The sequence below is a fragment of the Pseudomonas fluorescens genome (assembly GCF_000802965.1).
GTDB lineage: Bacteria > Pseudomonadota > Gammaproteobacteria > Pseudomonadales > Pseudomonadaceae > Aquipseudomonas > Aquipseudomonas fluorescens_A.
In genome coordinates this window covers 22,683-39,036 of the sequence record NZ_JSAK01000043.1, presented here as the reverse complement: position 1 = coordinate 39,036, position 16,354 = coordinate 22,683, and the positions used below count along the sequence as shown (strand labels likewise).

19 protein-coding genes are annotated in these 16,354 nt (G+C 58.4%); 5 read left to right on the top strand and 14 right to left on the bottom strand.

The genetic code is table 11. The features are described 5' to 3' along the window. Positions 1-11: 11 nt before the first annotated feature. Positions 12-407, bottom strand: a complete 396-nt coding sequence (gene msrB, locus NL64_RS28035; protein WP_034151310.1) for a peptide-methionine (R)-S-oxide reductase MsrB — start codon at positions 405-407, stop codon at positions 12-14. A gap of 226 nt (positions 408-633) precedes the next feature. Between msrB and NL64_RS28030 the strand changes: the two genes are divergently transcribed. Together NL64_RS28030 and htpX are read left to right on the top strand one after the other, a co-directional pair. Continuing rightward, positions 634-1,845: a pyridoxal phosphate-dependent aminotransferase gene (locus tag NL64_RS28030; RefSeq protein WP_034151309.1), complete on the top strand. Its 1,212-nt coding sequence runs from the start codon at positions 634-636 to the stop codon at positions 1,843-1,845. A gap of 317 nt (positions 1,846-2,162) precedes the next feature. Continuing rightward, positions 2,163-3,053, top strand: a complete 891-nt coding sequence (gene htpX, locus NL64_RS28025) for a protease HtpX (protein ID WP_034151308.1) — start codon at positions 2,163-2,165, stop codon at positions 3,051-3,053. Between the two features lie 105 nt (positions 3,054-3,158). Here the strand turns inward: htpX and NL64_RS28020 are convergent, their stop codons facing one another. Beyond that, entirely contained in the window at positions 3,159-3,815 is a 657-nt protein-coding gene (locus NL64_RS28020; RefSeq protein WP_034151307.1) for a thiopurine S-methyltransferase, read from the bottom strand. A gap of 103 nt (positions 3,816-3,918) precedes the next feature. Here NL64_RS28020 and NL64_RS28015 point away from each other — a divergent pair, with 103 nt between their 5' ends. Beyond that, entirely contained in the window at positions 3,919-4,686 is a 768-nt protein-coding gene (locus NL64_RS28015) for a DODA-type extradiol aromatic ring-opening family dioxygenase (protein WP_034151306.1), read from the top strand. Positions 4,687-4,759: 73 nt separating this feature from the next. On the opposite strand, the gene NL64_RS28010 is transcribed toward NL64_RS28015, so the two are convergent. The 7 genes from NL64_RS28010 to NL64_RS27980 all read right to left on the bottom strand — a co-directional run bounded on the left by NL64_RS28010 (position 4,760) and on the right by NL64_RS27980 (position 10,335). Next, the gene (locus NL64_RS28010) at positions 4,760-5,101 is read right to left on the bottom strand and encodes a ribonuclease E inhibitor RraB (protein WP_034151305.1); all 342 of its coding nucleotides are present in this window, start codon (positions 5,099-5,101) and stop codon (positions 4,760-4,762) included. A gap of 211 nt (positions 5,102-5,312) precedes the next feature. Beyond that, positions 5,313-5,546 carry a hypothetical protein gene (locus NL64_RS28005; RefSeq protein WP_034151304.1) on the bottom strand — a complete coding sequence of 78 codons (234 nt, stop codon included), beginning with the start codon at positions 5,544-5,546 and terminating at the stop codon, positions 5,313-5,315. A 211-nt stretch (positions 5,547-5,757) separates the two neighbouring features. Then, positions 5,758-6,633: a polyamine aminopropyltransferase gene (speE, locus tag NL64_RS28000; protein ID WP_034151303.1), complete on the bottom strand. Its 876-nt coding sequence runs from the start codon at positions 6,631-6,633 to the stop codon at positions 5,758-5,760. Between the two features lie 238 nt (positions 6,634-6,871). After that, complete coding sequence (locus tag NL64_RS27995) at positions 6,872-7,063, bottom strand: PLD nuclease N-terminal domain-containing protein (RefSeq protein WP_034151302.1); 192 nt, start codon at positions 7,061-7,063, stop codon at positions 6,872-6,874. An 83-nt stretch (positions 7,064-7,146) separates the two neighbouring features. Continuing rightward, complete coding sequence (locus NL64_RS27990; protein ID WP_034151301.1) at positions 7,147-7,677, bottom strand: hypothetical protein; 531 nt, start codon at positions 7,675-7,677, stop codon at positions 7,147-7,149. Positions 7,678-7,865: 188 nt separating this feature from the next. After that, positions 7,866-8,384, bottom strand: a complete 519-nt coding sequence (locus NL64_RS27985; RefSeq protein ID WP_034151300.1) for an ankyrin repeat domain-containing protein — start codon at positions 8,382-8,384, stop codon at positions 7,866-7,868. A gap of 112 nt (positions 8,385-8,496) precedes the next feature. Then, a complete protein-coding gene (locus NL64_RS27980; protein ID WP_034151299.1) occupies positions 8,497-10,335 on the bottom strand; it encodes a long-chain-acyl-CoA synthetase in 1,839 nt (612 codons plus the stop codon). Positions 10,336-10,678: 343 nt separating this feature from the next. Here NL64_RS27980 and NL64_RS27975 point away from each other — a divergent pair, with 343 nt between their 5' ends. Next, complete coding sequence (locus NL64_RS27975) at positions 10,679-10,960, top strand: DUF3509 domain-containing protein (RefSeq protein ID WP_034151298.1); 282 nt, start codon at positions 10,679-10,681, stop codon at positions 10,958-10,960. Positions 10,961-11,050: 90 nt separating this feature from the next. Here the strand turns inward: NL64_RS27975 and mtnC are convergent, their stop codons facing one another. From mtnC to aroC, 5 genes are read right to left on the bottom strand one after another with little or no spacing between them, the layout of a single operon-like run. Continuing rightward, entirely contained in the window at positions 11,051-11,734 is a 684-nt protein-coding gene (mtnC, locus tag NL64_RS27970) for an acireductone synthase (RefSeq protein ID WP_034151297.1), read from the bottom strand. Between the two features lie 4 nt (positions 11,735-11,738). Further along, positions 11,739-12,284: a 1,2-dihydroxy-3-keto-5-methylthiopentene dioxygenase gene (locus tag NL64_RS27965; RefSeq protein ID WP_034151296.1), complete on the bottom strand. Its 546-nt coding sequence runs from the start codon at positions 12,282-12,284 to the stop codon at positions 11,739-11,741. Between the two features lie 26 nt (positions 12,285-12,310). Continuing rightward, positions 12,311-12,931: a methylthioribulose 1-phosphate dehydratase gene (locus NL64_RS27960; protein WP_034151295.1), complete on the bottom strand. Its 621-nt coding sequence runs from the start codon at positions 12,929-12,931 to the stop codon at positions 12,311-12,313. Continuing rightward, positions 12,928-14,079: an MFS transporter gene (locus NL64_RS27955; RefSeq protein WP_172668714.1), complete on the bottom strand. Its 1,152-nt coding sequence runs from the start codon at positions 14,077-14,079 to the stop codon at positions 12,928-12,930. Before NL64_RS27955 ends, NL64_RS27960 begins: the two co-directional genes overlap by 4 nt. Positions 14,080-14,107: 28 nt before the next feature. Next, a complete protein-coding gene (gene aroC / locus NL64_RS27950; RefSeq protein ID WP_034151294.1) occupies positions 14,108-15,199 on the bottom strand; it encodes a chorismate synthase in 1,092 nt (363 codons plus the stop codon). Between the two features lie 83 nt (positions 15,200-15,282). Between aroC and NL64_RS27945 the strand changes: the two genes are divergently transcribed. Further along, positions 15,283-16,281, top strand: coding sequence for an alpha/beta hydrolase (locus tag NL64_RS27945; RefSeq protein ID WP_034151293.1), 999 nt, complete (start codon positions 15,283-15,285; stop codon positions 16,279-16,281). Positions 16,282-16,354 lie beyond the last annotated feature (73 nt).

The window sequence follows — 16,354 nt, the reverse complement described above, 5'->3', positions numbered from 1 at the left end:
TCAAGCCCGGATCATTCGCGTGGCACCAGGTCCAGGCACACCGAGTTGATGCAATAGCGCAGCCCGGTCGGCGGAGGACCATCAGGGAACACGTGGCCCAAATGCGCATCGCACTTGGAACACACCACTTCGGTGCGGATCATGCCGTGGCTGACATCACGAATCTCGGTCATGGCACTGTCGCCGATCGGCGCATAGAAGCTCGGCCAGCCGCAGCCGGAATCGAACTTGGTCTTGGAGTCGAACAACGGCTCGTTGCAGCAGATGCAGTGGTAAATACCGTCGGTCTTGGTGTCGTTGTACTTGCCGGAGAACGGGCGTTCAGTGCCCTTGAGCCGGCAAACGTTGTACTGCTCCGGATCGAGCATGGCTTTCCATTCTTCCAGGGTTTTTTCCAACTTTTCCATCGTCACACCTCAGCAGCTGAAAAAGCCCGATCTGTACCTTTTCCACGGATCGGGCGGCACGTATGATTGCGCCTCGTCAAACGCCAGTCTGGCAGCCAGACTACGCGCATTCAAACGGATTTATGGGTGCAGCATTTCAGGGCGTCAGGCCTGTGTGATTACGCAGGATTCCCAGTACGGTTGTTCATACGCCGCCTGGATCGTTCATTTTCGGGAACACATCGCCATGCAGGTCAGCAAATCGAACAAGCTCGCCAACGTCTGCTACGACATTCGCGGCCCAGTGCTCAAGCACGCCAAACGCCTGGAAGAGGAAGGTCATCGCATCCTCAAGCTGAACATCGGCAACCCGGCGCCCTTTGGTTTCGAAGCGCCGGACGAAATTCTCCAGGACGTGATCCGCAACCTGCCGACCGCCCAGGGCTACAGCGACTCCAAAGGCCTGTTCAGCGCGCGCAAGGCCGTCATGCAGTATTACCAGCAAAAACAGGTGGAAGGTGTCGGCATTGAAGACATCTACCTGGGCAACGGCGTTTCCGAACTGATCGTGATGTCGATGCAGGCCCTGCTCAACAACGGCGACGAAGTGCTGGTGCCGGCTCCGGACTACCCATTGTGGACCGCTGCTGTGAGCCTGTCGGGCGGCAATCCGGTGCACTATCTGTGCGACGAGCAAGCCAACTGGTGGCCGGACCTGGCCGACATCAAGGCCAAGATCACCCCGAACACCAAGGCACTGGTCATCATCAACCCGAACAACCCGACCGGCGCGGTATATTCCAAAGAAGTCCTGCTGGGCATGCTGGAACTGGCCCGCCAACATAATCTGGTGGTGTTCTCCGACGAGATCTACGACAAGATCCTGTACGACGATGCCGTGCACATCTGCACCGCATCCCTGGCGCCAGACTTGCTGTGCCTGACCTTCAATGGTTTGTCCAAGTCTTATCGCGTGGCCGGCTTCCGCTCCGGCTGGATCGCCATTTCCGGGCCGAAACAACACGCCCAGAGCTACATCGAAGGCATCGACATGCTGGCCAACATGCGCCTGTGTGCCAACGTGCCGAGCCAACACGCGATCCAGACCGCGCTGGGTGGCTATCAGAGCATCAACGACCTGGTGCTGCCGCAAGGGCGCCTGCTGGAACAGCGCAACCGCACCTGGGAATTGCTCAATGACATTCCGGGCGTGAGCTGCGTCAAGCCAATGGGCGCGCTGTACGCGTTCCCGCGCATCGATCCGAAAGTCTGCCCGATCCACAACGACGAAAAATTCGTCCTCGACCTGCTGCTCTCCGAGAAGCTGCTGGTGGTGCAAGGCACAGCCTTCAACTGGCCATGGCCGGACCACTTCCGCGTCGTGACCCTGCCGCGCGTGGATGACCTGGACATGGCCATCGGCCGCATCGGCAATTTCCTCAAGTCCTATCGCCAGTAAGTGGCTGTTCACCGTGCGACGCCCGTATCCCGTCGCACGGTGATTCATTCAGCAACACATGTTTGCACCCAGCCAATCACTGGCACCTGAATCCCTGACGGACAACTCCCTGTTTGCCTGCGTCCAACAAAGACAGGGCTCAGGACGTCCATTGGCTTACAAAAGCTTCCTTATTCAATATCGGAAATGCCCTTCGAGCAGCTAAGCTCTTGCTGTAGGACACAGTTTGAAATAGTCACCCGGTTGAATACCCCGAAGCAGCACCTTATATACCCCGCAGTACGCTACATCTTTAGCATAAGGAGATTTCTACAACCATGATGCGCATCCTGCTGTTTTTGGCCACTAACCTGGCGGTCGTGCTGATTGCCAGCATCACCCTGAGCCTTTTCGGCTTCAACGGGTTCATGGCGGCCAACGGGGTTGATCTCAACCTCAATCAGCTGCTGATTTTCTGTGCGGTCTTTGGTTTCGCCGGTTCCCTGTTCTCGCTGTTCATCTCCAAGTGGATGGCGAAGATGAGCACCAGCACCCAGATCATCACCCAGCCACGCACTCGTCACGAGCAATGGCTGCTGCAAACCGTCGAGCAACTGTCCCGAGAAGCCGGGATCAAGATGCCCGAAGTCGGGATTTTCCCGGCTTACGAGGCGAACGCCTTCGCCACCGGCTGGAACAAGAACGACGCGTTGGTCGCGGTCAGCCAGGGTTTGCTCGAGCGTTTCTCGCCAGATGAAGTGAAAGCCGTTCTGGCCCACGAAATCGGCCACGTTGCCAATGGCGACATGGTCACCCTGGCGTTGATTCAGGGCGTGGTGAACACCTTCGTGATGTTCTTTGCACGGATCATCGGCAACTTTGTCGACAAGGTGATCTTCAAGAACGAAGAAGGCCAAGGCATTGCCTACTACATTGCGACCATCTTCGCCGAACTGGTGCTGGGCATCCTGGCAAGCGCCATCGTCATGTGGTTCTCGCGCAAACGCGAATTCCGTGCCGACGAAGCCGGTGCAAACCTGGCCGGTACTGCCGCGATGATCGGTGCCCTGCAACGCCTGCGTGCCGAACAAGGGCTGCCGGTGCACATGCCTGACACCCTGAACGCGTTCGGCATCAACGGTGGCATCAAACAAGGGTTCGCACGCATGTTTATGAGCCACCCACCGCTGGAAGAGCGTATCGACGCACTGGCTCGTCGCCGGGGCTGATAGTTCTGCGGTAACAAAAAACGGGGCGATCTGATCGCCCCGTTTTTTTTACCTTGTGATCGCATTTCCCCTGTAGGAGCTGCCGCAGGCTGCGATCTTTTGCTTTTAACGCCCCGACAACCGATAAACCCGCTCCTCAAGCCGCGTAACACCCGCCTCCAGAAACTTCCCGCTCTCGCTCAGCACATCCTGGTCTTCCAGGATCTTCAGCGCCCACGACGCCCCGAACAACCGCTGCACTTCGTCATCCAGCACGGCAAACGGCGGACCGGACATTTGAGCCTGGTCGTAATCCAGCGTAATCAACAACCCCAGCGCATCTTTGGGCAGAATCCGAGTCAGATGCGCGGCGTATTGCTCACGCATGGCTGGCGGTAGAGCAATCAGCGAGGCGCGGTCGTAAAGTGCCGCGCAGTCAGCAACATCGCCGGCAGTCAGGTCAAAAAAATCACCGCACCAAAGTTCGATCGAGCCTGCCCGATAGACCTTGAAAGGCCCTTGCTCAGTGACGTCAGGATCGAACTGGTGCTCATTGAAAAAGTCTTCAATGGCCTTTTCCGACAGCTCGATTCCCAATACTTCATGGCCTTCACGAGCAAGCCACAACAAATCCAGACTCTTCCCACACAGGGGCACCAGCACACGCGTGCCCTCTTCCAGGCCCAGTGCCGGCCAAAATCGCTGCAGATAAGGATTCACTTGCGGCAAGTGAAAGCCGATCTGATTCGACGCCCACTTCTTGTGCCAAAACTCCGGCTGCATAAGTAACCCCAAAAATTCGATCAAAACACCCTAAAACTTATATTAGATTTAGATCAATGATCTGACTGAAGATGGTGCCATCTTAACGCTCAGGAGCTCATCCATGTTCCCCAGTCTGTACATATCCCATGGTTCCCCCATGCTGGCTCTGGAACCGGGTGCCAGCGGACCGGCCCTGGCGCGCCTTTCGACAGAAATGCCGAAGCCCCGCGCCATCGTGATTGTTTCCGCGCACTGGGAAAGCGATGAACTGTTGGTCAGCGGCAACCCCCAGCCTGACACCTGGCATGACTTCGGCGGCTTTCCAAGGGCCCTGTTCGAAGTGCAATACCCGGCGCCCGGCGATCCGCAACTGGCGGCAGAGGTTGTTGAACTGTTGAATGCCAGCGATCTCCCGGCGCGTATCGACAGCAAACGGCCGTTCGACCACGGCGTCTGGGTGCCCTTGTCGTTGATGTACCCGCAGGCGGATATCCCGATTGTCCAGGTTTCACTTCCGACTCGTGGTGGCCCTGCCCTGCAAAGCCGCGTCGGCCATGCCTTGGCCAGCCTGCGTGAACTGGGCGTGCTGCTGATCGGTTCCGGCAGCATTACTCACAACCTGCGCGAATTGGACTGGCATGCCGGCCCGGAGAGCGTCGAGCCGTGGGCACAGGCGTTCCGCGACTGGATGATCGACAAGCTTGCGACCAACGACGAAGCGGCCCTGCACGATTATCGGCGGCAAGCGCCGAATGCCGTGCGTAACCATCCCAGCGACGAACATTTGCTGCCGCTGTATTTTGCCCGCAGTGCCGGGGGTGATTTCAGTATTGCCCACCAGGGATTCACCATGGGTGCGTTGGGCATGGACATTTATCGGTTCGGGTGACCGAAAGATCCCTAAACGAAAACGGCCAACCCATGGGTTAGCCGTTATTGCCGATTGTCACTGTTCATAAAGTTTATGCGAGTCGCCCTCGTACCTCCTGTTTGACACCCCAGCCTTCAATGATGCCGCCCAATGGCTCGACCACGGCTTCGAAACCCTGCTCGAAGTCACCAATGTCATCGTAGGTGGCGTACATGACTTTGCTCAGTTCCAGCGCCCAGGCGCCGTCGTCGCGCACACTGATCTGTGCATTCAGGGATTCACCACGATAATGACCTGCCGCCCTGCGTGCCCGCTCCTCGTCCGGGAAAATGGCGTAGAACTCAATGGGATGGAACCGTGAAAAGTCGAAACCGCCTTCTTTCATGCGGCGCAGCACGCTGGTGCTGATGTCTTCTTGATAGGCTGTGCTCATGAAACGTCCTCCTCAAACTGATGGATAGACTTTCCGTACTCCCTGCGCTCGCCATCAAACCGTGCGAGCGACGGCAACCGATGTGCCGACGGGAAACAAGCATGTAGCTGACAAGACCAGACCTTAGCGATCCATTCGCTGATCTTGCTTGCAGATTAGCCCCAAGATAGAGCCTCTGCCAAGGCCTGGTTGAGAATGTGACAGGTGCGGTTCAGATTGGCGTGATGCCGAGGATTTGAATGCTGTTCTGGGTCTTGAGACTTTTGACGCTCGCATCAGCGGTTCGCCCTTCCAGATCGTTCAGATCCAGTTCGGCAGCGACAGGAAGGAGCCGGGCCTTGATGAGTTTGGCGGCGTGTTCGTTATCCGGGCACTCGTCGCACTCAAAGACTTCGTCGACCGTTTCACCGTGATCATCCACGAAAGTGATTTTCCACTTTTGCATCAGTGCCTCCTCGATAAAACCCGCAATTGGGCTTACACCTATCTGGACTTTTGCTCTTTCTGATCGTTCAAATGGATCATGCGTTTGGAACATAAAACACAGAACCTGTAGGAGCTGGCTTGCCAGCGATAGGATCAATGCGGCGATTTTGACGGACCGCAGCGTCTGCATCGCTGGCAAGCCAGCTCCTACAGGGGCATCGCGTATTTCTTCAGTCGTTGCTTGGCTTGTTCACAGCTTGCAGCACGTATTGCGGCAAGGCGAACGCACCGATGTGGATTTCCGGATTGTAGTAGCGGGTGACGATGCCGCTGCCGGCGAAACGCTGTTGCAGGGTTTCGCGGGACAATTTGCGATAAGCGGTATTGGTCGCGCCCCAGGCAAAAGTCATCGAGCCACCGATGTAAGTCGGCACTGCGGCTTGATAGAAGTGCCAGTCCGGAAACAGGCTGCGCAGGCGACCGGCGGTGGTCTTCACTTCTTCGATCTGCATGAACGGCGTGCCGTTCTGGGTCACGAGGATGCCGCCTTCGTTCAGGCAGCGGTGGCAAGCCTGGTAAAAGTTTTCCGAAAACAGCACTTCGCCCGGACCGATCGGGTCGGTGGAGTCGGAAATGATCACGTCGAACTTTTCAGTGGTGGTGGCGACGAAACGCATGCCGTCGTCGATCACCAGGTTCAGGCGTGGATCATCGAACGCACCGTTGGAGTGGTTCGGCAGGAATTCCTTGCACATGTCGACCACGGTGCCATCGATTTCGACCATGGTGATGTGCTCGACGCTGCCGTGTTTGGCGACTTCACGCAGCATGCCGCCGTCGCCACCGCCGATGATCAGCACGCGCTTGGCGTTGCCGTGGGCCAGGATCGGCACATGGGTGAGCATTTCGTGGTAGATGAACTCGTCGGCTTCGGTGGTCTGGATTACGCCATCCAGAGCCATGACCCGGCCCATGCGCGGGTTTTCAAAGATCACCAGGTGTTGGTGTTCGGTGCGCACTTCGTGCAGCAGTTTTTCCATGCGAAAACGCTGGCCGTAGCCTTCGTAGAGGGTTTCCAGGTAATCGCTTGCTGGGATGTTGCTCATGGGAAGTGCTCCGATGAATGCGGCGGCAACGGACGGTTACCCGCCCATGATGGCCAATCGATCGGCTCGATTGGCCGGGAAAGGCGCGCATTCTACGTCGCGGAAGATGACAGGTCGAACCTTCTGATACGCACATCCCTGTAGGAGCTGGCTTGCCAGCGATGGGAGCCCAGCGGTGCATCTGACTGACCGCGTCGCGTGCATCGCTGGCAAGCCAGCGCCTACAGGTTTTGAGAAGTCAGACCCGCACATTCCCCCGCGGCCCGGCAATGGCCCAGATAATCAGTCCCAGCACCGGCAACAGGGCGATCAGCAGTACCCAGAGGACTTTCATCCCGGTATCCGCGCTACTTTTGAACACGTTAATGATGGCCCAGATGTCCAGGACAAAAATAATCAAGGCAACCAAGCTGTTGAACGTGGAACCCATAGTGACGCTCCCGAAGAGTGATTTGCCCTCTTAGAATAGCCGGGCATTACCAGGGTTCCGTTTTTATTGACAGCTTTGCCGCTTCAGACGTGGATAGCCACTTTCAAGGCTTCCAGGGAAGGTGCCGCCGCGATGCCGACTTCGGCGCACAATTCGAGCACCCGTGGCACATCGTTGCCGTAGACCAGCACGACTTGCAGCTCATCATCGAGCAACTGGCTGAAATTCATCAGCACATAACCACCACTTTCCTTGTTCAGGCTGCTCATCTGCACCTGGATGCGATTGAGCGCGGTCAGGGCTTCGGTCTTGGCCAGTTGCTTGGGTTTGATATTGAAGTCGACACCCGGGCCGAACGAGGCAACGATTTGGGCGAACAGGTCCATGTAGGTATCGGCCTGGAACAGCACTGTTTCCGGCAAGCTGCCGACAACCACCCACTCGCCCAACGAAATCGGGAAGGTGTCGTCGTAGTTGATGTCCGGATTAGCTGTCAGAAAACCCTCTGGATCTTCGTAGGCCTGCGCCGCTTCGTCAGCGATCTTGAGGATTTCGTCATCGCCCATGCACCCGGAGCTGATTTTGCTGATGAGTTCGACGAGTGCGGCTTTCATGGGGGTAGATCCTGTAGCGAGGGAGTTTTGAGGGCGCGAAGGATACCGCATTCTGGATGACATTGTGGCGAGGGAGCTTGCTCCCGCTGGGGTGCGAAGCGCCCCCAAATTGGCCATTTGCGACTGCTTCGCAGCCGAGCGGGACGGTGCGGCGATCCGACAAGCTCCCTCGCCACAAAGGTGCAGCGTCAGCCCAGCAACTTCTCCAGCTGCGCGATGGTATCGGTAGCACCTAGCGTCTTGGCGGCGTCCAGCGCGGTGACGCCATTGGCGTCCTTGGCTTTGGGATCGGCGCCTTTGCTGATCAGGTAGTCGACAATAGCGACGCGGTTGAACATCGCGGCCATCATCAACGCGGTACGACCATCGAAGGACGAACCCTCGACCTGTGCGCCACCCTCGACCAGCGCCGTGACCACGGCCAGATCACCCTTGAAGGCCGCACCGGCGATCGGGCTCTGGCCGTTGTCATTGCGGATTTCCGGATCAGCCTTGTGCTCAAGCAGGACTTTTACCGTTTCTACATGGCCATGGTAGGCGGCCAGCATCAGCAAGGTGTCGCCCTTGTGATTGCGCAGGTTTGGCGGCAGGCCCTTGGTCAGCAGCGCAGCCATCATGGCCGCATCGCCCTCGCGTGCCTTGTTGAATACCTGTTCGGCAAACTCCGCAGCTTCTTCGGGGGTCATCTGGCGGCTTTGGTCTGACATTGGACGCTCCACTTTCTGTCATTCGGAAAAGCCGACAGTTTCCCGAGCAGCCTCGACACTGTCACTTCTTTTTTCTGATGCGGGCTTATAGCCACATTCAATAGCGCCCTTTTCAATAACGATGCTTACCGCCGCGAATCTCCCGCAACACTTGCTCGGTGACTTGCACGTAGGTTTCGCTTCCGGGCAACCAGGCGTAGATCGGATCATCGCCGGTTCTGCCCGGATCGAAGCCTTCATCCTTGAGCCGGGTCTTCTGATATTTGAAGGTGCCGGTGGTCTCCATTTTCACTTTCACCCGCAAAAACAACGGCACCGCGTAGGCCGGCATCTGCTGCCGAGCGAAGGCCAGCAGTTCGCTGAAATCCAGGGTCGCCAAGGATTCTGCCGGCGTAATCGCTGCCATTCCGGCGCGGCCGTTGGTGTTGTGGATTTCCACGCCATAGGCCACAGCTTCGGAAATGTGCGGATGTTGCAGGAGGATGTTCTCGACTTCGGTGGTCGAGACGTTTTCACCTTTCCAGCGGTAGGTGTCGCCCAAGCGATCGACGAACTGCGCGTGACCAAAACCGATGTTGCGCAGCAGGTCGCCGGTGTTGAAGTAACAGTCACCCTTGACGAATACATCGTGCAGCACGACTTTCGCGGTCTTCTCTGGATCGGTGTAGCCGTCCAGCGGCGCCTTGTCGTCGATTTTCGCCAACAGCAACCCTTGCTCGCCTTTGCCGACCTTGCGCATATAGCCATTGGCCTGACGAACAGGCGCGCCGCTGTCATGGTCGTACGCGGCCAATTCCCAGGACATCAGGGAAAAGCCGACGGTGTTGTCGAAATTCAGAATGTTGGTGAAGCCGATGTTGCCGTCGCTGGCGGCATAGAGTTCGCAGATGTGACGCACGCCAAAGCGCATCTTGAACGCGTCCCAGGCGCCGGGTCGCAAGCCGTTACCGATCATCTTGGTCACGCCGTGCTGGTTGTCTTCGACGCTGGGCGGTTGATCAACCAGGTAACGGCACAACTCGCCGACATAACCAAGGGTGGTCGCGCGGTATTTACGCACGTCATTCCAGAACTGACTGGCGCTGAACTTACGGCGGATGGCAAACCCCGAAGCACCGCTGATGGCCGAGCCCCAGCACACGCAAAGCCCGGTGGCGTGATAGAGCGGCAAGGTGCAATACACGATGTCGTCCGGGCGCATATCCAGAGCGATCATGCCGAAACTCGCCGAGCTGCGCATCCAGCGGCCGTGCTTGAACACCCCGGCCTTGGGCAGTCCGGTGGTGCCGGAGGTGTAGATGAAGAAGCAAGGGTCGTCGAAAAAAACCTGCTGGCTGCTGGCGGGGTTGTCGCCGCAACCGTCGATGCTGGCCGTCATCAGGTTGATGAAGCCTTCGGGGGCAATTCCCGGATGGCTGTAAGTGTGTTGATCGGCGACAAACCAGGTACGCGCCGCGTCGATCGATACCCGCCCGCGCACCGACTCGAACGCCGGGATCAGTTCCTCGCCGACCACGATCGCCACCGGTGCGACCAGATTCAGACTGTGCGCCAGAGCATCTCGGGTCTGTGAAGTATTGAGCAACGCACTGACGGCGCCGACCTTGGCCACCGCCAAAATCGTCACCAACAGTTCCGGGCGATTTTCGATGAAGACCGCCACCCCATCGCCCTTGCCGATGCCCTGGGCGATCAGGTGATGGGCGATGCGATTGGCCCATTCGTTGACCTGTGCATAACTCAGCACCACCTCGCCGTGCAGCAACGCCGGGCCATCGGGATTGCGCAAGGTCGCTTGCTCGAAACACCATCCCAAGCCACACGGTTGGGTCGGGTCCTTGACGTTGGCGACCTTCATTCCCTTGACCACCCGTGGAATGGCTCTGGCAATGGAAGGCAGCTTGCGGAGCATCATGCCCCAGGTAATCGTGGCGCTTGGCGTGCGGCTCATGGTTGCTCCCGTTCGATCTTCTTATTGTCGGGCGGCGTAGATTGAGCCCGAAAATACGTCAACGGTTCTGGCGCTGTACACGCGGTTTTTGAAATGTTTTGTATCCGCGAAGCAATGCCAAAAATCGCGAGCACCGCTCTGCCAAATGGTTCCCTCCAATCGCCGACGATCTCGCAAAATGCAGGATGCACGATGGCCCTTCATGCAGATTGCACGAAAGCAAAAACCCTCAAAAAATATAAATTATTGATTTATAAGGAATTTTAAATCATTCGAATACTGGCACAATCACTGCAACTCTCTCCGCATGCTTGCCATTCAAGTACTTACGGAGCTGAAAGACATGAGCCTGATCCAGGAAAAATTTGCATCCTTGTTCTCCAACTTCGAAGTCTCCACCCAGGCACGACCTGACGGCGGGATTCTGCTGACGCTGCGCGGCGGCGTCGAAGACAGAGTGTTCAAACGCTCGATTTCCTATCAGCAATTGCACAACGGCGACCAACTGTCGTGGGTCATCAGCGCGATTCGCCGTGATCTGGCTGAACAAGCGAGTGAACTGCCGCAAATCTCCATGCTGCAGAGCCAGCAACGGTTTGCCCTGCCGACTTATCACTCGCTCTAAAAGATCAAAACATCGCAGCCTCCGGCAGCTCCTACATAATCCCTGTAGGAGCTGCCGAAGGCTGCGATCTCTTGATTTGGCGTTTTTACCTTAAAACGTCAAAGGATCGATCCGCGCAAAACTGTCCACGGTCAGATGCCCCGCCAGTTCGCCGCCCTCACGGGCCAAGCCGCAAGTCGCCATCCCCGCTACACGCGCCGCGTCGAGCTCTTCGACGATGTCCGACAGGAACAAAATCTGCGAGGCCTCCAGGCCAATAGCCTGGGTGATGTTGGCGTAGGACTGCGCTTCTCGCTTGGCCCCCGACGTCGTGTCGAAATAGCCGCTGAACAACGGCGTCAAATCCCCCGCCTCCGAACAGCCGAAAATCAGGCGCTGAGCCTGGATCGAGCCCGAGGAATAAACGAACAGTTGATAACCAGCCTGATGCCAGCGCTTGAGCGCTTCGACCGCATCCGGATACACGTGACCTTTCAGCTGCCCGGCCTGGTAGCCCTGCTCCCAGACCATTCCTTGCAAAGCCTTGAGCGGCGTGGCCTTGCGGTCTTCAGCGATCCAGCCCAGCAAAATCTCGATGACCCGCTCGACGTCGGCATTCGGCTCATTGCTGTCGCTGCGTACGGCGGCCAGTTGTTCGGCCACATCCGAGCGCTCGGCGTTCTGGCGGACGAATTCCGGCAGGTGTTTGGCGGCGTAAGGAAACAGCACGTCGAACACAAAACTCACCGCGCTGGTGGTGCCTTCGATGTCGGTGAGAATCGCTTTGATCGGCATCGACTCAGTCCTCAAGACGCGGGAAACGGCTGGCGATGTCTTCGCCGGTGAAATTGGCCACCCAGCCTTCCGGGTTGTTGAACAGGCGAATCGCGACGAAATGCGGATGCTCGCCCATGTCAAACCAGTGCGGGGTGCCGGCCGGCACCGAGATCAGGTCGTTCTTCTCGCAAAGCACGGCATAGACGTAATCGTCGATGTGCAGGGTAAACAAGCCACGACCGGCGACGAAAAATCGTACTTCGTCTTCGCCATGACGGTGTTCGTCGAGGAACTTGGCGCGCAGCTCGGCTTTTTGCGGGTGATCGCTGTTGAGGCTGATGACATCGACGGTGATGTAACCGCGTTCGGTCATCAGCTTGTCGATCTGCTCCTGGTAGGCGGCGATCACTTCTTCCTGGCTGGCGCCGGGCTGGATCTTCGCCGCGGCTTGCCAACGGTCGAAACGCACGCCCTGCTCGGCCAGGGTCGAGGCAATGTCTTCGAAGTGAGTCAGCACCTTGTTCGGAATGTCAGGGCTTGAGACGTGGTAAACGGACAGGCTGCTCATCAGGGCAACTCCTTAACGATTCATGCTTAACGGTTCAACAGCGAGCGGGTTTTCAACTCGCACTCGAACAAAAATTCAAAGGCCTCGATCTGCCGCAGGGCGTCGCTCATGCGCGCGCCCCAGGTGTAGAGGCCGTGGCCGCGGATCAGGTAACCCACGCAATCGGGATGGGCTTCTAGCCAAGGCTGCACCTTGGCGGCGAGGCGCGCAATGTCCTGATCGTTGTCAAAGATCGGCACCCGCACCCGGGATTCGTGAGTCGACACGCCGCTGAAGGCTTTTTGCAGTTCGTAGTCTTCGAACTCGATGAAATCTTCTGCCGTCAGGCGCGACAGCACCGTGGCGTTCACCGAATGGGTGTGCAGTACCGCGCCGATTTCCGCGCGCCAGTTGTAGAGCTGCGTGTGCAGCAGGGTTTCGGCGGACGGTTTCTTGCCCGGTTCCAGGCTGTTGCCCGACAGATCAGTGGCCAGCACATCGTCGAGGCCCAACTGACCTTTGTGCTTGCCGGACACCGTCAGCAAGGCTTCGGTCGCCGACAAACGGGTCGAATAGTTGCTGCTGGTGGCCGGCGACCAGCCGCGGCCATAGAGAAAGCGCCCGGCGTCGATGATTTCCTGGGCGAGGTGTTCACGGGTAAGGCTCATGGCCTGTCCTCTTGCATACGTGTGGCAATGATAACGGCAGCCGCGAGGGCTGCGAGACTGGCAATACTAAAGGTCCATGCCGCGCCGAGGGCGTTCCAGCTGTAGCCGGAATACAACGCACCCAATGCGCCACCGGTGCCGGCCAATGCGGCATACAACGCTTGGCCCTGCCCTTGCTGACGCGCGCCGAAGCTACGTTGCACGAATGAAATGGCAGCGGCGTGAAAGCTGCCGAACGTCGCCGCGTGCAACACCTGGGCAAACAACAATACCCAGAGAAACTCAGCCAATGAGCCGAGCAATACCCAGCGAAGCGCTGCCAACAGAAAACTCGCCAGCAGCACCTGGCGTATCGAGAAGCGCGCAAGGATCTTGCTCATGAACATGAACATCAAGACCTCGGCCACGACGCCGACGGCCCAGAGCATGCCGATCACCCCACGGCTATAACCCAGTCGTTCAAGGTGAAGGGTCAAAAACGTGTAATACGGCCCGTGACTCATCTGCATCAGCGCCACGCAACCATAGAACGCCAACACACCGGGGCTGCGCAATTGCGCGAGAAATCCGTCCCCCGACAAGCGTTCGCCCTGGACAGGTTGGGCATTCGGTACCCACAGACTGCTGAGTACGATCCCGGCCATGATCAGCACTAGCGCCGCCGGATAAATGTCGAGGCTGAGCCATTCGAACAGGCGCCCGAGCGCGACGACGGTGATGATGAAACCGATGGAGCCCCACAAGCGAATCTGGCTGTAGCGCGACGTCTGCCCATTCAAGTGCGCCAGGGTGATGACTTCGAATTGCGGTAACACGGCGTGCCAGAAGAACGCGTGCAAGGCCATGACCATCGCCAGCCAGGCGTAGGTCTTGCTGACGAAAATCAGTGAGAACGTCAGAAGTGTGCACACAGCGCCAAAGCGCACGATGGCCAGCCGCCGACCGGTGTAGTCACCGAGCCAGCCCCAGATGTTCGGCGCCACGCAGCGCATCAGCATCGGGATCGCCACCAGTTCGCCGATGCGCGCTGCGGAAAACCCGAGGTGATCGAAGTACAGCGCCAGAAACGGCGCTGTCGAACCGAGCAAGGCGAAATAGAACAGGTAGAAACTGGAGAGCCGCCAGTACGGGAGCGCCGCCACAGCCATCAGACTGCAGCGGCTGTCAGATGAGCCATTAAAGCTGACCCAGCACCGGCGTGCTCACGCGCACATCGGCGTTCTGCCCGCGGTGACGCAACAGGTGATCCATCAGCACGATGGCCATCATCGCTTCGGCAATCGGCGTGGCACGGATGCCGACGCATGGGTCGTGACGGCCCTTGGTGATGACCTCCACCGGATTGCCATTGATGTCGATGGAACGACCCGGCGTGGTGATGCTCGACGTCGGTTTCAACGCCAGGTGCGCGACGATCGGCTGACCGGAGGAAATACCGCCGAGGATGCCGCCGGCGTTATTGCTGAGGAAACCTTCCGGGGTCATTTCATCGCGATGCTCGGTGCCGCGCTGGGCGACGCTGGCGAAACCGGCGCCGATTTCCACGCCCTTCACTGCGTTGATGCTCATCAGCGCGTGGGCCAGTTCCGCGTCGAGGCGGTCGAAGATCGGCTCGCCCAGACCCGGCATCACGCCTTCAGCGACTACGGTGATCTTCGCGCCGACCGAATCCTGATCGCGACGCAACTGGTCCATATAGGCTTCCAGTTCCGGCACTTTGTCCGGGTCCGGGCTGAAGAAGGCGTTTTGTTCGACCGAATCCCAGGTCTTGAACGGGATTTCGATCGGGCCGAGCTGGCTCATGTAGCCGCGAATGACGATGCCCTGGCTGGCCAGGTACTTTTTCGCAATCGCGCCAGCCGCCACACGCATCGCGGTTTCACGGGCCGAACTGCGGCCACCGCCGCGATAATCGCGCTCGCCGTATTTGTGGTGGTAGGTGTAGTCGGCGTGGGCCGGGCGGAACAGATCCTTGATCGCCGAGTAGTCCTTGGACTTCTGGTCGGTGTTGCGGATCAACAGGCCGATGGCGCAACCGGTGGTGCGACCTTCGAACACGCCGGAGAGGATTTCGACTTCGTCGGCTTCCTGGCGCTGGGTGGTGTGGCGGCTGGTGCCGGGCTTGCGGCGGTCCAGGTCGCGCTGCAGATCTTCAAGGGAGATCTCCAGGCCCGGCGGGCAGCCATCGACAATGGCGACCAACGCCGGACCATGGCTTTCGCCCGCGGTGGTGACAGTGAACAGCTTGCCGTAGGTATTGCCGGACATGCAGGACGCTCCGTGAAATCGAACCCAATTCGTAATGCGCGCCAGTATACGCAGGCTACCCAAGTAGTTCATCCTCGAACCTTATGGGTGCCTGTGAGTCCAACCGGCATCTTGTTAATGATGGCGTGATGATGCTGCGAGTTCTAGCCTTGAGCCTTACCCTGATATCCGGCTTCGCCCAGGCCACTGTCCTGCAAAGGCCGATCACGTTGGACACCGGCACCGGTGAGCTTTTCGGCTCATTGTTGTTGCCTAAATCCGACACGCCGGTTCCTGTTGTCCTGATCATTTCCGGCTCCGGTCCTACGGATCGCGACGGAAATAACCCCGACGGCGGGCGCAATGACAGTCTCAAGCGTTTGGCCTGGGTGCTGGCCAAGCACAACATCGCCAGTGTGCGCTACGACAAGCGCGGCGTGGCGGCGAGCCTGGCAGCCACCCCCGACGAGCGCAACCTGTCGGTGGAAGCTTACGTGGCTGACACCGAAGCCTGGGGCCGAAAACTTAAAACCGACCCGCGCTTCAACCAGCTGATTCTGCTGGGCCACAGCGAAGGCGCGTTGATTGCCAGCCTCGCGGCGCCGAGCGTCGATGCGGCGGCAGTCATTTCCATGTCCGGCAGCGCCCGGCCGATCGATCAAGTCTTGCGCGAACAACTGAGCAATCGCCTGCCGCCGCCGCTGATGCTGCGTAGCAATGAATTGCTCGACAGCCTCAAGGCCGGAAAAACCGACGACAACGTACCGCCGCAATTACAGGTAATTTTCCGTCCGAGTGTGCAGCCTTACTTGATTTCATTGTTCCGCCAGGACCCTGCGGCGGCTTTCGCCAAGTTGAAAATGCCGGCACTGATCATCCAGGGCAGCAACGACATTCAGGTCGGTATCAATGACGCCAAACTGCTCAAGGCCGCCAAACCGGACGCCGAACTGGCACTGATTGAAGGCATGAACCACGTCATGCGCATCGTGCCCAACGACGTGAAACGGCAATTGGCCTCTTATAAAGATCCACAATTGCCCCTGGCGGCTGAACTGGGCACGAGAATCATTGGGTTTATTGACGGACTTCGCAGCAGTTAGCCCTCCAGTCCTGAAAAAAACGGCCGATAAGCCTTTGTCGCCAGCGCAATGGCTGGCGACAAGCAGAGCTTGG

What these genes read in the sequence shown, in the direction of transcription:
- NL64_RS28020 (WP_034151307.1), bottom strand. Translation starts at nt 3,815, where the DNA reads ATGCAGCCGGAGTTTTGGCACAAGAAGTGGGCGTCGAATCAGATCGGC.
- htpX (WP_034151308.1), top strand. Translation starts at nt 2,163, where the DNA reads ATGATGCGCATCCTGCTGTTTTTGGCCACTAACCTGGCGGTCGTGCTG.
- NL64_RS28005 (WP_034151304.1), bottom strand. Translation starts at nt 5,546, where the DNA reads ATGCAAAAGTGGAAAATCACTTTCGTGGATGATCACGGTGAAACGGTC.
- msrB (WP_034151310.1), bottom strand. Translation starts at nt 407, where the DNA reads ATGGAAAAGTTGGAAAAAACCCTGGAAGAATGGAAAGCCATGCTCGAT.
- aroC (WP_034151294.1), bottom strand. Translation starts at nt 15,199, where the DNA reads ATGTCCGGCAATACCTACGGCAAGCTGTTCACTGTCACCACCGCGGGC.
- NL64_RS27995 (WP_034151302.1), bottom strand. Translation starts at nt 7,063, where the DNA reads ATGGGTTCCACGTTCAACAGCTTGGTTGCCTTGATTATTTTTGTCCTG.
- NL64_RS27975 (WP_034151298.1), top strand. Translation starts at nt 10,679, where the DNA reads ATGAGCCTGATCCAGGAAAAATTTGCATCCTTGTTCTCCAACTTCGAA.
- NL64_RS27985 (WP_034151300.1), bottom strand. Translation starts at nt 8,384, where the DNA reads ATGTCAGACCAAAGCCGCCAGATGACCCCCGAAGAAGCTGCGGAGTTT.
- speE (WP_034151303.1), bottom strand. Translation starts at nt 6,633, where the DNA reads ATGAGCAACATCCCAGCAAGCGATTACCTGGAAACCCTCTACGAAGGC.
- NL64_RS27960 (WP_034151295.1), bottom strand. Translation starts at nt 12,931, where the DNA reads ATGAGCCTTACCCGTGAACACCTCGCCCAGGAAATCATCGACGCCGGG.
- NL64_RS28015 (WP_034151306.1), top strand. Translation starts at nt 3,919, where the DNA reads ATGTTCCCCAGTCTGTACATATCCCATGGTTCCCCCATGCTGGCTCTG.
- NL64_RS27955 (WP_172668714.1), bottom strand. Translation starts at nt 14,079, where the DNA reads ATGGCTGTGGCGGCGCTCCCGTACTGGCGGCTCTCCAGTTTCTACCTG.
- NL64_RS28030 (WP_034151309.1), top strand. Translation starts at nt 634, where the DNA reads ATGCAGGTCAGCAAATCGAACAAGCTCGCCAACGTCTGCTACGACATT.
- NL64_RS27990 (WP_034151301.1), bottom strand. Translation starts at nt 7,677, where the DNA reads ATGAAAGCCGCACTCGTCGAACTCATCAGCAAAATCAGCTCCGGGTGC.
- NL64_RS27965 (WP_034151296.1), bottom strand. Translation starts at nt 12,284, where the DNA reads ATGAGCAGCCTGTCCGTTTACCACGTCTCAAGCCCTGACATTCCGAAC.
- NL64_RS27945 (WP_034151293.1), top strand. Translation starts at nt 15,283, where the DNA reads ATGGGTGCCTGTGAGTCCAACCGGCATCTTGTTAATGATGGCGTGATG.
- NL64_RS28010 (WP_034151305.1), bottom strand. Translation starts at nt 5,101, where the DNA reads ATGAGCACAGCCTATCAAGAAGACATCAGCACCAGCGTGCTGCGCCGC.
- mtnC (WP_034151297.1), bottom strand. Translation starts at nt 11,734, where the DNA reads ATGCCGATCAAAGCGATTCTCACCGACATCGAAGGCACCACCAGCGCG.
- NL64_RS27980 (WP_034151299.1), bottom strand. Translation starts at nt 10,335, where the DNA reads ATGAGCCGCACGCCAAGCGCCACGATTACCTGGGGCATGATGCTCCGC.